The sequence below is a fragment of the Paenibacillus sp. R-74696 genome (assembly GCF_055814915.1).
Genome location: NZ_JBPULM010000008.1, coordinates 1 through 14,615 on the forward strand (window position 1 = coordinate 1; position 14,615 = coordinate 14,615).

The window sequence follows — 14,615 nt, forward strand, 5'->3', positions numbered from 1 at the left end:
AGCTCAAGACCTCGTGGTCTTGAGCTTTTTTGTGTTTTTTGTCAAATCCCACTTACACTAAGGCTTCTAAATAAGCTAAACCCATAATCCGAACAAGCCTTCATTCACACCTAGATTATACATATAATACAACCCAAATATAGCACTAACGATGCCGGTTGCCCCAATTAGGACGCGATTGAGCTTAAAGCGGCTGGAAGAGAGAATAAACGGAATGCTGATGAAGGTGGTAAAGCACAGCATGCCGATTACCGTACCAACACCAAATACAGCGATATAGATCAAACCTTCGCTAATACTGTTCACAGTGCTCATCGTCAGGACGACCATGGCTCCACTGCCAGCGAGGCCATGAATGAAGCCAATCAGCAGCGATTTACGATAGGAGCCATGAAAATACTGGCTTTCCTTAGCACCCGCACCCGCATCCACATTCGCGCGCATGCTTCTAAGCGAAATAATCGTATTGACTCCCAGTACTACGATCATCACTCCAACCAGAAACTCTAAGGACATCGCCCATTTTTCCGTCATTTCACTTCTCATGGCCATGAGGATAAACCCGACAATAAACAGCGTTAGCGAATGTCCGATCCCCCAAAATACGCCGGAAAAAGCGGATTTTCCGATATGCTTGCTTTTAATCGCAATCGTGGATACCGCAATAACATGATCCGGCTCAAGCGCATGCTTGATGCCGAGCAGAAACCCGATGGCCAGCACAGAGAGTATACCCGCGTCCATCTCCCATAACCCCCTGTTTTTAATGCCTATAACAACTACTTCCGCAGCTTAAAAGCATCCTTACCCAACAGCAGTGGTCGCAGCTCGCTCCAAATGACATGGAACAGCGCCTCAAGCTCTGCCCCGCTATATCCAAGACAGCGCACGACTAGCCCGTTCGCCTCCAAAAGCGACACTCCGCCGTAAACCCTCTGCCCTGCTCCTCCTCCACTTGACGTCTTCACGTTTAGATAACGATCAAGCACCCGCCGCACCGCATCCACATGCTCTGCCCCGACAGCCTCGGATAAGCACCAGAAGCTTCCGAAATGAGAATATCCCCCGAGTACGGATTCAGGCGAAAATCTCAAAGGCTCCAGACGCAGCGGGTCCCACACGACCAGCCGATCCCCCCAATAGATCGACAGCTCGCTATGCAGCATTTCGTATTCAAACATCTCCCCAAAACCTGCGCGGCCAGGCGTCAGCATATCGCTCATAAACAGCTGCGCCCCCTGCTCCATATGTACCGACGTAATTCCTCTATAGCGAACATCCTTATAAGGAACGAGCGGACCGGGAAAATACTCCAGCACAGCATCTTTCCCGACTCGAATAAGATTGCTCTGTCCACTCGTTGTCCCGCCCATTCCCGGATGCAGCTTGCATGACGACTGTGTCGTAAGCAGAAGATGAGCATTTTCCCCTACTGTGCATTCCAGCTCCTGAACATCTCCGCCGAACAGGCCGGGAGACGATTCCATTAAATAAATAATCATCTCGCCGGACGGCCCTTTGAACGGGCGGGTTATTTTCAGCGGTGCTTGATGAGCCGAATAGCTCAAAACATTTTTCTCATTAATATAATCAATCTCACCCTGCCATCGGCTATGCATGGTCGTGATGATGCTCGTGATGGTGGTGATGAGTATGACTATGCTTTAGGGCTGGGCAAGCTGCGATAATCCATTCCACGACTTTAGCGGCACTTTCTTCACTTTTGAGATTGGTCATTACAAATGGACGATCACCGCGCATCCGCTTGGAATCCTCGCTCATCACCTCTAGGCTGGCGCCAACATAGGGGGCGAGGTCAATTTTATTAATGACGAGCAGATCGGAGCGGGTAATGCCCGGCCCGCCTTTGCGCGGAATTTTCTCGCCTTGGGCAACATCAATGATGTAGATAAACATATCGACCAGCTCTGGGCTGAATGCTGCCGCCAAATTATCGCCGCCGCTTTCAATGAACAGCAGATCCAGGTCGGCAAAACGCTCCTCCAGATCCTCGACCGCTTCCATATTCATCGATACATCCTCGCGCACAGCAGTATGCGGGCAGCCTCCTGTTTCCACGCCAATGATGCGCTCCTGCGGCAAAACACCTGTTTTGGTCAAAATAACTGCGTCCTCTTTCGTATAAATATCGTTGGTAATAATACCAATGCTGTAGTCTGGATACATGATTTCACTGATTTTCTCCAGCAGCGCTGTTTTCCCCGAGCCTACAGGACCGCCAACTCCGATTCGAAGCGCTCTTCCTCCTTGAAACGGCGTACTGTTCCAGCTGTCATGGGCATGGCTATGAGTTGCTCCTCCACACATACAATCATCTCTCCTTCATCTTTTTTATTGGCAACGCGGGGCTAACCTTCTCCACCATTAGGACATAAATAAACGGGAATACAAGCTCTCATGGCGCATAGCCGCAATTTCCTGCATGACGTTTGCAGTATACATCCGACTTGGCAAAAGCGGCTCTGTCGTTATCGCCGCCGCCTCGCGCTCCAGAAGCGGGAACAAGGCAGCCATCATTTTTTGACCATCTGTCTGGCCCAAGCTCCACATCCGAATTAAATTTTGCAGCATGCTGTTAACCGTCTGATATAAAAAGCTGAGCACCGCCATATGAGGCGTCAGCTGCAAATATGCGCAAATCCAGCCATGAACGATCGCCGCGTTTGCATCCCCGCGCTCATGCTTAATCCAAGCCGCATAATCGCCCAGCAGCGATTCGGGGTATACCGCCTGCACGGTATGCAAATACCGTTTGCCGATTTTACTTGCCCCTTCTCTTGACTCCCGCGCCAGGCGTGTCCCCGTCATCCTGCGCGATAAATCCAGCAGCTTCGCTTTAATCGTTTCCTGCTCCTGCTGCTCAGGCTGCTGCAAGTAAGCAGGCACCCATATCGCGCTCCAATACACGCCAGTTCCTTCAATGGGGGCAACCGTACCACAAATGTAGCTATCCATCCACGCCAAAAAATCGGGAATGGTGCGAATCCGCTCCTCCTGCACATACGTTTCCAAGCCGAACGAATGGGAAAAGGCCCCTGTTGGAAAGGCCGAGTCCACCAGCTGCGCCACCTGCAAAAAAGACATCATACTCGGCTTCTCCCTCCAAGCGAGCTGCTAAAATAAGTAATACCGCTGTGCCATCGGCAGCTCGCTTAGCGGCTCGCATATCGCCTGCTCGCCATCTACGAGTACCTCATACGTATCTGGATTAACGGTAATTTCCGGCGTTAAATCATTCAACAGCATGTCACGCTTGCCGATGTTTCGGCAGCCCGATACAGGCAGTACCTGCTTTGCAAGGCCCAACTGCTGCTTAATGCCAGCATCGGCAGCAGCCTTCGATACGAAGGTAATACAGCTGCTGTATTTGGCCTTCCCATGCGCTCCGAACATGAGTCGACCGATTTTTGGCTCCGGTGTTGGAATCGAGGCATTAGGATCGCCCATGATCGCGAAGGCAGGCATGCCGCCCTTCAGCACCATTTCCGGCTTCGTCCCGAAAAATTCCGGCTTCCACAAGACGAGATCCGCCCATTTCCCCGCCTCGACCGAGCCTACATATTTCGAAATGCCATGGGCAACGGCAGGATTTATCGTATATTTAGCTACAAAACGCTTTACCCTGCTGTTGTCGTTAGCACTCACCTCTCCGGCTTTGCCATCCGCAACAGCCTCGACATCCGTGCCAGCCCCGCCATCTCCAGCCAATGGACCGCGCTGGCGCTTCATTTTATCGGCTGTCTGCCACGTACGGGAAATGACCTCCCCCACTCGGCCCATCGCCTGAGAATCGGAGCTAATAATACTAAGTGCTCCTAAATCATGCAAAATATCTTCAGCGGCAATCGTTTCAGGGCGTATGCGAGAGTCAGCAAAAGCGACATCCTCGGGAATGTTGCGATCGAGGTGATGGCAAACCATCAGCATATCCAAGTGCTCTTCTATCGTATTAATCGTAAAAGGCTTTGTAGGGTTCGTCGAAGACGGAATGACGTTCGGATGGCCTGCGAGAGTAATAATATCCGGCGCATGGCCGCCGCCCGCCCCTTCGGTATGGTACGTATGAATCGTCCGTCCGTTAATGGCTTTAATCGTCTCTTCCACAAAACCCGCTTCATTCAGCGTATCGGTATGAATCGCTACCTGAATGTCCATCTCATCCGCGACTGTGAGAGCCGCGTCGATAACAGCTGGCGTTGAGCCCCAATCCTCATGAATTTTAAGGCCAATCGCCCCCGCAGCTACTTGCTCGCGCAGCGTATCCAGACCGGATGAGTTGCCTTTGCCGAGAAAACCAATATTCATCGGGTATTCCTCAGCCGCCTCCAGCATGCGGTGGATATGCCAGCTGCCCGGCGTACAGGTCGTTGCTTTCGTCCCCTCGGCCGGCCCCGTTCCTCCACCAATCATCGTCGTCACCCCTGAAGACAGCGCCGTCTCTATTTGCTGAGGGCAAATAAAATGAATATGCGTATCAATGCCGCCTGCAGTGATGAGCTTCCCTTCCCCCGCAATAACCTCTGTAGCAGCGCCAACGATGAGCTCAGGATGAACGCCGTCCATCTTGTCCGGATTGCCCGCCTTGCCAATGGCAACGATTTTCCCATTTTTGATGCCAATATCGCCCTTTACAATACCGGTGTAATCAATAATAACGGCATTGGTAATGACCGTATCGAGCACATTCTCATCCCGTGTACGAAATGCGGACTGTCCCATCCCGTCGCGCAGCACCTTGCCTCCGCCGAACTTGCATTCATCGCCATAATGGGCATAATCGCGTTCAATCTCTATAAACAGCTCTGTATCAGCAAGCCTAACCCGGTCGCCTATCGTCGGCCCAAACATGCTGATATAGGCTTCTCTAGAGATTGGCAAGCCTACCTGTTTATCCTCTCCTTCCGTGCTGAGCGGCGCAGCCCCCCCGCCATAAGCTACGAGCTGTACCAGCTTCTCCTCGCCTGGCTCGAAGCGCACAGCCGTGCCTGATGGAATATTGAGGCGAAAGCCTTCTGCTGCCGAGCGGTCAAAATCCAGCTTCGGATTCACCTGTGCAAAAGGAAAATGCGACCCGACCTGAATCGGACGATCCCCGCGGTTCATAACTAATAGGTCTCTTACGATGCGACCTGTATTTTGCCATACCATATCCTGCTTTGGAACCACCTCACCGGGAATCATGCTTGACTCTCCTTCCTTCGCGGAACGATTGGATCATGAATCGTTACCAGCTTCGTTCCATCCGGAAAGGTAGCCTCAACCTGTACCTCATGAATCATCGACGAGATGCCCTCCATGACTTCATCTTCAGCAAGAATGGTACGGCCGTAACTCATGAGCTCAGCTACCGTCTTCCCATCCCTTGCGCCTTCCATAATTTCATAAGTAATAATGGCAACAGCTTCGGGATAATTAAGACGCAGGCCGCGAGCCTGCCTTCTCCGTGCCAAATCAGCCGCCAAAACGATAAACAGCTTTTCCTTCTCTCTCTCCAGCAAATACATAGCTACACTCCCTTTATAGCGTCATCTTCGTCATGTTGTATAAACTATAAGTTCCTTGTCATATATACTAACATGAAAACCCTTATATTTGGATATTTTGAATAAAAAAATAAATATTGCGTCCGAACGCCAGCCAGCCTCATAAAAAAAAGCCTCCAGCCCCACGAAATCCGTGGTTCTGAAAGCTGGGCAAAGGTGCTTCTTCCCTATCCTTCTAGCACCTCTTTCCATATCGGTTATGAATCTAGCAAACTCAATATCATATTCATGCTATTGTCAACAAAAGAACGATCTGGGCGAGCTTTCATCAAAACCGTAAGTCCAATTAACGACACGACCAGCGTCTGCGCCAAAACCTTGGCGTTGATATTGCGATTAAGCTCGCCCGTGCTAATACCGCGTTCAATCGTCTCCTCAAAAATAACCGAAAGATACATCTGATGCTCTCTCGTCAAAATTTCAAATTTCTCATCGTGAGGGGACAGCTCCACCATCGTATTGATGCAAAAGCACCCCAGCTTTAAGCCTTCCCGGTATTCTATATCCAGCTTTTGCTCAAAAAAAGCACGAAACGCTGCTTTAACCGAAGTCTTCTTCTGCAGGCTCGCACGTACTTGAGCAGCATGTTCTCTTGTATATTTTCGCAGCGCAGCTTCAAACAGCGATTTCTTATCCCCAAAGGCCGCATAAATGCTTGGACGCTGAATGCCCATCGCCGCGGTCAAGTCACTTAAGGAAGTCGCTTCAAAGCCCTTCTCCCAAAAAATCCGCAGTGCTGCATCCAATGCCTGCTCCTCATTAAATTCGCGTATACGAGCCATAGAAACCTCCAATTAAATAACGATCAGTATACTATTATATTAAAATCCAATAGGAGAATTGTCAACGTAAAATCAATTATTCCTTGACAAGCTTCCAGCTTTAATTTTATAGTAAGCAAGCATAATTATGTACTGATCAGTACATAAATTCACATCCATAAAGGAGTTATTTTTGATGCTGAAAAAAGGATCACCATTTGCGGATCACGCCGCCACAACCGTACTCACTCAAGCAAACGACAACCCTGCCCCGGCTTTATCGCGAAAAACAGCCCTACTATTCGCTTTCGCCTGCGGACTTGCCGTAGCAAATATTTATTTTGCCCAGCCCTTGCTGGACACTATTTCGGGCGAGTTTGGCATTGCTGCCTCTTCAATAGGTGCGGTCATTACCGTTACCCAAATTTTCTATGCGCTTGGCTTGCTATTGCTTGTGCCGCTTGGCGATTTCTTGAATCGCCGCACACTCGTTGCCTCGCAAATGCTATTATCCGTCATCGCCTTACTCGTCGTCGGCTTCTCCACAAACTCAGCTGTTCTGTTTGCAGGCATTGCCGTCGTCGGGCTGCTTGCTGTTGTCACCCAAACCTTGGTCGCTTTCGCAGCCGCGCTAGCTTCGCCTTCTGAACGCGGACAAATCGTTGGAGTCGTTACGAGCGGCATCGTGATGGGCATTTTGCTGGCTCGCACCTTTGCTGGAATTTTGACAGACATCGCTGGCTGGCGCTCTGTTTATTTAGCTTCTGCAGCCCTTACTCTTATGATGGCCGTCGCGCTGTACCGCATATTGCCACGCGATGAGCGGCAGCGTGACAGCCTATCGTACTGGCAGCTGCTGCGCTCTGTACTCACCTTATTTGTGGAAGAACGGGTGCTTCGGATCCGTGCTGTGCTGGCATTGCTCATTTTTGCCGCCTTCAGCATATTGTGGACGTCTTTGGTACTGCCGCTTAGCGCTCCGCCCTTCTCGCTTTCGCACACCGCTATTGGCGCCTTCGGTCTAGCCGGCGCAGCCGGAGCTTTAGCAGCAGCGAGAGCAGGACGGCTTGCTGACCGCGGCTTTGGCCAACGAACAACAGGCATCGCGCTTGTCCTGCTGCTTATTTCCTGGTTGGCCATTCGTTATGCCGACCAATCCCTTTTCCCATTAATAATAGGTATTATCTTGCTCGATTTAGCCGTACAGGCCGTACATGTCACCAATCAGAGCATGATCTTAAGCGTTCGACCGGAGGCGCGAAGCAGACTGACCGCTGGTTATATGGTATTTTATTCTATAGGCAGTGCAGCTGGTTCGATTGCTTCTACCAGCATTTACGCTTATGCAGGCTGGAGCGGCGTATGCTGGCTAGGAGCAGGCGTTAGCGCCATAGCACTTCTATTTTGGGCGGCAACCCGTTTGCCGAAAGTAGCTTCCTAGCTCTCCATTTTTTCAATGGTGCATCCGCCAATTGTATTGGGGTTTCCATTGCTTTAGGCCGTTATCCCCTTAGCTCAGAAAAAAATATCGGCTCACCATTTGACACAAAGTTTCTGAGCTAAGGGGATAACTTAGCAAAGCGCAAAAAACAGCATCAGCGTTTTGCATTAATGAAGGATACAATTGCGGCGGAAAGACCAGTTGTTCCAAACCAGCTGTTTAAATACATCGGAAAAGCTGCTGCGAACAAGCTAGTAATTCCCCAGGAAATAAATGAGCATATAACGGCTACTGCAACAAGCTTGCGCATGCCTTTAGCTAGCCATTCTATTTAGTGTTCATTTGGCTATTACAAAATAACGCTCATTTATACTCGATGTTTATTTATCCGCATCTCTGCCAGTCGATCCGCTGCACGGAAAGAAGGAATTTGCTGCTCTCTCGATATTTCAAAAATACGCTGGAGCTGGCTGTAAATTCCCTCTACCTTGCTGAGCACTCGCTCCCTGTTATAGCCATATAATTCGTCAGCGACATTCATTAAGCCGCCGGAGTTGACGACGTAGTCTGGAGCATATAATATGCCCTGGGCCTCGAGCTGATCTCCATGCTTTTCTTCCTTCAGTTGATTATTGGCAGCACCCGCAACCACTTTCGCCTTAAGCAGCGGAAGGGTATCATCATTAATTATTCCCCCCATCGCGCATGGGGAAAAAATATCACATTCGACGCCATAAATATGATCCACGCCGACCGCTTTTGCCCCAAACTCAAGCACTGCACGCTCTGCATTTGCTTGCACGACATCAGTTACAATCAGCTTAGCACCCGCTTCATGCAAATAGCGGCATAAATGATAGGCAACACTGCCTACACCCTGTACCGCAATCGTTTTTCCCAACAGATCAGTTGACCCGAAAACCTCAAGGGCAGCGGCTCTGATGCTGTGAAATACACCGAGTGCTGTAAATGGCGAAGGATTACCCCCACTTCCAAACTCTGGCGATACTCCTGTAACGAACTTCGTCTTCTGACGAATAAAATCCATATCCGCCACAGTCGTCCCTACATCCTCCGCCGTGATGTATCGGCCGTTCAATGTTCCAATGAATCGTCCAAACGCATGAAACAGCTCCTCGCTTTTATCCGTCATAGGGTTGCCGATAATGACCGCCTTGCCCCCACCCAGATTAAGCCCTGCAACGGACGATTTATAGGTCATGCCTCGCGCAAGCCGGACGACATCATGGACGGCGGCCTCCTCCGTTGCATAGGGATACATACGAGTACCACCAAGTGCTGGTCCAAGTGTCGTATCATGAATAGCGATAATTGCCTTTAAGCCCGATTTGTAATCATAACAAAAAACGAGCTGCTCCACATCATATTGCTCCAACCGCTCAAAATACAAAACACCCACTCCTATCTCCATTAAAATAATGTCAGATATAATAACACTATTATCATCCATGAGGTTCATACCCTCTCGATAATCTATTCTTTAAAGCTATGATTTGACTCATCAGCTTGCCTAGCCAGCCATGCAAGTTTTACTAGACGGTTTGCCTTCGATGGGCCGCTCTTATAGATGGGCTGCAAACAAAAAACAGCCTTATTTTCTCGGCGATCCAGAACCGTAATCGTTCTGGACGCGGGTAAATAAGGCTGTTTAGGCAAGCAATTTCATCCTGTCCCTCTTTATTTTTGAAAAGGAATTAGCTTACGGACTTGCTCGTTACGCAGCCAAATGCCGCCCCAAGCTAACACAGCAAGATATACTGGAAATAAGGTGTTGCTGAATAATGGAGCATCCAGGCGCAGATGGGTTACGATGACCCCGCCGAAATACCCGGTCAGCAGTACAACGCCGAGGAATGACGTACGCGGCAGCGCATACAAAATCGTTGATACTAACGCAAGAACACCCATAATAACAATATGATGCTCCTGAAATCCGAGCTGAATGGTCGACTCAACTACAACCGCAGGCTTAAACAGCTTCATAATGCCATCAAACAGCATAAACAAAATAACCAATCCACTCATGCTCCAAGATGTCCAGAGCCGTCCTTTTGAAATGCGCGTGTTCATCGTTATTTTCCCCTTACGTTTTTTTGAACATATTGTATCACATTTCTCAGCTGCTACGGCAAGCGGAAAATACGTGGCAGAGCGGGCAAAAGCCTGTCCCTTGTAATTGGATCATCGAAATTCCATTTGGCCTCCGTTACATAAACCCGGCTGCTGTCAAACGACTTCCAATAAACGCTGTTTATAATTCGCGAAGCCTCGCTTCTGGAACGCTCGCTCTCACCTACTAATAAGAATAGGCGGTCAGCATAATATTCACTCATTTGCTCCTGATCAATCCCTTGAAATGGTATTCCTGCTTCAATTAATTGCTTCACCTTGACAGCTGGCTCAAACGCCATTGGATGATAAAGCGTTAAGGCGATGCCCCTCATGCCCATGACATACAAATCGCCATCTACTAGAACGAAAATAGCAGCCGTTTCCCTCTCCATCGTGTGTAAATTCAAATGCCGCCACATTTCTCCGGCTTTGCGCTCATAGCGTTCAATCCACCTCGTTGCCTGCTCTTCCTTTCCGAACAGCTCCGCCACCTGCATGAGCCGGTTATAGGTGGACTGCAAGCGATCAATGGATACGGTAGGCGCTATTTTGGACAGCTCCTCCATTCGATCCTGGCGAAAGCTGCTGTAGAGAATCAAATCCGGGTACAGCGCTTTTACCTTGCCGAGCTCCCCCAGCAAGCCAATATCTGAAATATTTTTCAGCTCATTGCGATAAACGACCTTTCTGCCGATGACCGTCATGTCCGCTCCTACAGGCCTAATACCCAGAGATAACAATTCGCCAAGCACATAACCCACTACAACGACTCGTGAAAAAGGTGTCACGTCCTGTTTTATTGTCTGATTGCTGACGCCGTGCGTTTTAGCATATTGCTTCGGAGTCAGCCCCATGGCATGCCGGAACCTGCGGGCAAAATAATATTCGTCCTTGAACCCTGTTTGACGGGCAATAACACGCAAAGGATCATCTGTTAGCAGCAGCAGTTCCTTCGCGCGATTCAAACGAAGCTCCGTCAAATAATCGAGCGGCTTCTTTCCCGTCAAGGTTTGAAACAAAGTGCTATATTGCCAGCGGGCTACACCGGACATTTTCGACAGCTGCTCCACGGTCATTTCCTCCCGGTAATGCTCCACCATATAAGCGATGCTTTCCTGAACAGCAAGCTTAGCATCCGACAAGGAGTGTGAAGCTGCAACATGCTCCATCAGCAGCACAAGAAGCTCCTGTAACCGAATCTGCTGCTTGAATTGATCCACTTGCTTGCCACTTTGATTATTTGCGGCACCCTCAGCAGCCTGCTCCAACAAATCAATGAGCCGAGACATCGCTGCCACATCAATTCTCGTCTCGTAGGGCAAATTCAACCCGATCTCTAGCGCTGGCTCCCGTTCTCCCATACGATAGGCATCGAAAGCAATCACATATACCGCTCCGCGATGCCCCTCCATATCCCTTGCTTCTATTTGTGCTTGTGCACCGGGAGCAAGCAGAAAGCACGCCCCTTTTTCGGCATAAATGGCGTGGCCCTCCAGATGGAGCTTCCCTCCGCATTGAGCAAAGGCAATGATGCGATGCCCCTTGCTTTCTAATGAAGGGATTATTCGATCAAACCCACAATCTACTATGTTAACCGACGTAAGAATATACAAGTAAGGCAGTGATAGGGAAGCTGTTGTTTCACCTGGTTTTAACAATGGAGCGTCATCCATTGGCGAGCCCCCTTCTCTTCATAATTGTACTAGTATATCGGAATATAAAAGGGCTATCAACAAACATTCGAGCCCGCTCTTCATTTTGTCCAATAAAAAATCAGACATTTCTCTATTGTTAGCTGCGATAATAATCCTTAGTATTATTGAACGTAATAATCATTCTCAATTGATGAAAAGGGGTACCTGCTCAGATGTCCAGAATAAAAGGAATTACCACCCTGCAGATGATTTTAGCTTTATTAGTATTAGTCATCCTCGCAATGGGCTGCTCGCAGCAAGAGGCGTCATCTACGGGCAACAAGGCGGGAACGAATACAGCCGCACCGCAGGAAAAAGCGATTACCGTGGCTTGGCTAAGAGATATAGGCCCGCTTAATCCTCATGTCTACTATCCATCGCAATTATTTGCCCAGTCCATGCTCTATGAGCCATTGGTCAGCTACAATGAGGGCGGAGAGCTTAAACCGCAGCTCGCTGAGTCATGGGTCATTTCAGCCGATGGCAAGGAATATACGTTCAAGCTCCGCCAAAATGTCAAATTCGCGGATGGAACGCCTTTTAATGCAGCTATTGTCCAGAAAAACTTTGACGCTATTATGCTCAACAAAAGCGTCCACAGCTGGATTGGACTCGTCAAAGTGCTTGAAAAAACGGAAGCTGTCGACGAATATACGTTCAAAATAACGTTGTCCGCACCTTACTATCCAACCTTGCAGGATTTGGCGATTGTGCGGCCTTTCCGTTTTCTTGCTGAAGCCGGATTTCCGGATGACGGAGATACGACGAAAGACATCAAGCAGCCGATTGGCACCGGGCCTTGGCAGCTCGCTGATTACAAGAAGGATGAATATGCGGTTTTCACCAGAAATCCAAATTACTGGGGAGAAATGCCCAAGCTAGACAAAATTACGGTCAAAATCATACCGGATGGCGAAACACGAGTTCTCGCTTTTGAGAAAGGCGAGCTGGATCTGATTTTTGGCGAGGGCGCGATCAGTATGGATGCTTTCCAGCAATTAAAGGATTCAGGCAAATATGAGACCGGACTATCCGAGCCTGTTGGCACAAGAAGCCTGCTGCTTAATACGCTAAACGACAAGCTGGCTGATCACCGGGTGCGGCTTGCGCTTCAGCAAGGCTTTGACAAAGCAACCATGGTAGATGGCGTAACGGGTGGCGTAGAGGAAGCTGCAAACAACATCTTATCCAAAAACTATCCTTATTCCAATATCGACTTTGCGCCTATCGGTTACGATGCTGCCAAAGCAAATGACTATTTGGATGAAGCCGGATGGAAGCTCGAAGCGGGTAAAACGGTACGGGAAAAAGACGGTCAGCCGCTCGAGCTTGAGTTAATGTACGATAAGGGCGATCTTATTCAGAAAGCGATGGCCGAAACGATTCAATCCCAGTGGGCAGAAATCGGAGTCAAGCTGAACCTCAATGCCGTCGAGCTTGCCATGATTCCTCAGCGCTTGCGGGAAGGCACCTTCGACATCCACTTCTGGTTTAATTACGGCGTGCCTTATGATCCGCATACGCTTATTAACTCGGTCAGGGAGCCAGGCTTCGGTATATCGGAAGCACATAGCAGCCTCCCAATGAAGGCGGAACTGGATCAGCAAATTGTCACAGCACTCGCTTCCACGGACGAAGCCGAACGCCAGCAGCTGTATACGAACATTTTGAAAACATTGAATGAACAGTCGGTTATTTTGCCAATCTCTTATATTAAACAAACCGTCGTTTACCAGAAAAACTTGAAAAACTTCAAATTTCCAGCCAGCCGTTGGGATCATCCTTTTGAAGGGCTCGAACTGAATTCGTAAAATGGGCAAAAGCATAGCTGTCTCCGTATCCCCGCCTTTTATAAGGCTTTATATTGTAACCTTTTTATTTTTCAGTGCAAATCCGATTATTAATATCATTGTTCCGCTGCGCGGTGAAGCCGAAGGAGCAAGCAATGCCGAAATTGGCATAATGATGGGCGCTTATATGCTTACCAGCATGCTGCTTCGGCCCTGGGCTGGCAATGTGGTCGCCCGTTTTGGCCCACAGTTTGTACTGCGTTTTTTATTGCTCGCGAACGTTATCATTTTGGCGTTATATGCGTTTCTCGGGCTGGAATGGTATTTTCTGCTGCGTGCGCTGCAGGGCGTGACGACCGCCTTTTTTTCCTTGGCACTGCAGATGGGCATTGTTGATACACTGCCTGAAAAGGAGCGTTCACAAGGACTGTCGCTATATTTGTTAGCTGGCATGCTTCCAACCGTTATCCTGCCAATGGCTGCACTTTACTTGTGGAATTGGGGCGAAATGCATACATTCGCAGCCGCCATGCTTATTATCGGCGTTGCAGCAGGAATTGTGGGGTATACTTCCCTCCTTCCTACCCGCTTGGCCAGCTCTAACACTGGCGGGCAAACAAGCTCTACACTGGCACAGCTTAACCAGTTATGGAGCAATCGGGCTTTTCTCGTGTGCAGCACGGCCATGCTCATTGCTTCTATTGGCTTTGGTGCTGTCGTCACCTTTATTGCCCTGTATACGAAGCAAAGTGGGGTCGGCAATGCCGGCATATATCTCATGATCCAGGCTGGCATCATCGTAATCTCCCGCTTTGCGCTGCGGACAAAATTGCCCTCCGATGGCAAGTGGCCTGCTGGCTTAACGATCAGCTTGCTGCTGTGTATGACGATAGGTACAGCGCTGCTAGCGATGTCGATTTATTGGGGAGCCGCCTATATGTATGTGGCAGCCGGATTTATAGGGCTTGGCATGGCTCTGCTTTATCCAACCTTAATGACCTATTTGACCTTTGTGCTGCCAGCCGCCTCCCGAAATACGCTCATTGGCTTGTTTATTGCCATGTCTGACCTTGGTGTTGTGCTTGGCAATATGGCGATGGGACCAATCGCCGATCATTTATCCTACTCCTTTATGTACAGCGTTTGCGCCTTATTATTACTTGCCGCTGCTGCCGTTGTACATATTAGCGGCCGCCGCTTGGCATCGGAATCCCACTAATACCTGTATGAAA

13 protein-coding genes are annotated in these 14,615 nt (G+C 49.2%); 3 read left to right on the plus strand and 10 right to left on the minus strand.

The features are described 5' to 3' along the window. Nucleotides 1-75 precede the first annotated feature (75 nt). The 7 genes from ACSR9A_RS01135 to ACSR9A_RS01165 all read right to left on the minus strand — a co-directional run bounded on the left by ACSR9A_RS01135 (nt 76) and on the right by ACSR9A_RS01165 (nt 6,346). The gene (locus ACSR9A_RS01135; protein WP_473755186.1) at nt 76-744 is read right to left on the minus strand and encodes a HoxN/HupN/NixA family nickel/cobalt transporter; all 669 of its coding nucleotides are present in this window, start codon (nt 742-744) and stop codon (nt 76-78) included. A 35-nt stretch (nt 745-779) separates the two neighbouring features. After that, nucleotides 780-1,619, minus strand: a complete 840-nt coding sequence (locus tag ACSR9A_RS01140; RefSeq protein ID WP_473755187.1) for an urease accessory protein UreD — start codon at nt 1,617-1,619, stop codon at nt 780-782. Then, the gene (ureG, locus tag ACSR9A_RS01145) at nt 1,612-2,328 is read right to left on the minus strand and encodes an urease accessory protein UreG (protein WP_473755188.1); all 717 of its coding nucleotides are present in this window, start codon (nt 2,326-2,328) and stop codon (nt 1,612-1,614) included. The genes ACSR9A_RS01140 and ureG overlap by 8 nt, the downstream gene beginning before the upstream one ends. A 57-nt stretch (nt 2,329-2,385) precedes the next feature. Next, nucleotides 2,386-3,108, minus strand: a complete 723-nt coding sequence (locus ACSR9A_RS01150; protein WP_473755189.1) for an urease accessory protein UreF — start codon at nt 3,106-3,108, stop codon at nt 2,386-2,388. A gap of 27 nt (nt 3,109-3,135) precedes the next feature. Further along, nucleotides 3,136-5,202, minus strand: a complete 2,067-nt coding sequence (gene ureC / locus ACSR9A_RS01155; RefSeq protein ID WP_473755190.1) for an urease subunit alpha — start codon at nt 5,200-5,202, stop codon at nt 3,136-3,138. Then, nucleotides 5,199-5,525 carry an urease subunit gamma gene (locus ACSR9A_RS01160; RefSeq protein WP_341278614.1) on the minus strand — a complete coding sequence of 109 codons (327 nt, stop codon included), beginning with the start codon at nt 5,523-5,525 and terminating at the stop codon, nt 5,199-5,201. The genes ureC and ACSR9A_RS01160 overlap by 4 nt, the downstream gene beginning before the upstream one ends. A 236-nt stretch (nt 5,526-5,761) precedes the next feature. Further along, nucleotides 5,762-6,346 (minus strand): TetR/AcrR family transcriptional regulator, encoded by a 585-nt coding sequence (locus ACSR9A_RS01165; RefSeq protein WP_473755191.1) that lies wholly within the window; start codon nt 6,344-6,346, stop codon nt 5,762-5,764. A 175-nt stretch (nt 6,347-6,521) separates the two neighbouring features. Between ACSR9A_RS01165 and ACSR9A_RS01170 the strand changes: the two genes are divergently transcribed. Further along, nucleotides 6,522-7,766 (plus strand): MFS transporter, encoded by a 1,245-nt coding sequence (locus tag ACSR9A_RS01170; RefSeq protein ID WP_473755192.1) that lies wholly within the window; start codon nt 6,522-6,524, stop codon nt 7,764-7,766. 367 nt (nt 7,767-8,133) lie between these two features. On the opposite strand, the gene ACSR9A_RS01175 is transcribed toward ACSR9A_RS01170, so the two are convergent. The 3 genes from ACSR9A_RS01175 to ACSR9A_RS01185 form a co-directional block, all read right to left on the minus strand. Beyond that, nucleotides 8,134-9,198, minus strand: a complete 1,065-nt coding sequence (locus ACSR9A_RS01175) for a Leu/Phe/Val dehydrogenase (protein WP_473755339.1) — start codon at nt 9,196-9,198, stop codon at nt 8,134-8,136. Nucleotides 9,199-9,464: 266 nt separating this feature from the next. Continuing rightward, nucleotides 9,465-9,857, minus strand: a complete 393-nt coding sequence (locus ACSR9A_RS01180; RefSeq protein WP_473755193.1) for a DoxX family protein — start codon at nt 9,855-9,857, stop codon at nt 9,465-9,467. Nucleotides 9,858-9,910: 53 nt separating this feature from the next. After that, a complete protein-coding gene (locus ACSR9A_RS01185; RefSeq protein ID WP_473755194.1) occupies nt 9,911-11,572 on the minus strand; it encodes an AraC family transcriptional regulator in 1,662 nt (553 codons plus the stop codon). 194 nt (nt 11,573-11,766) lie between these two features. Between ACSR9A_RS01185 and nikA the strand changes: the two genes are divergently transcribed. Both nikA and cntE read left to right on the plus strand, forming a co-directional pair. Then, complete coding sequence (gene nikA, locus ACSR9A_RS01190; RefSeq protein WP_473755195.1) at nt 11,767-13,404, plus strand: nickel ABC transporter substrate-binding protein; 1,638 nt, start codon at nt 11,767-11,769, stop codon at nt 13,402-13,404. Nucleotide 13,405: 1 nt separating this feature from the next. After that, a complete protein-coding gene (gene cntE / locus ACSR9A_RS01195; protein WP_473755196.1) occupies nt 13,406-14,602 on the plus strand; it encodes a staphylopine family metallophore export MFS transporter CntE in 1,197 nt (398 codons plus the stop codon). Nucleotides 14,603-14,615 lie beyond the last annotated feature (13 nt).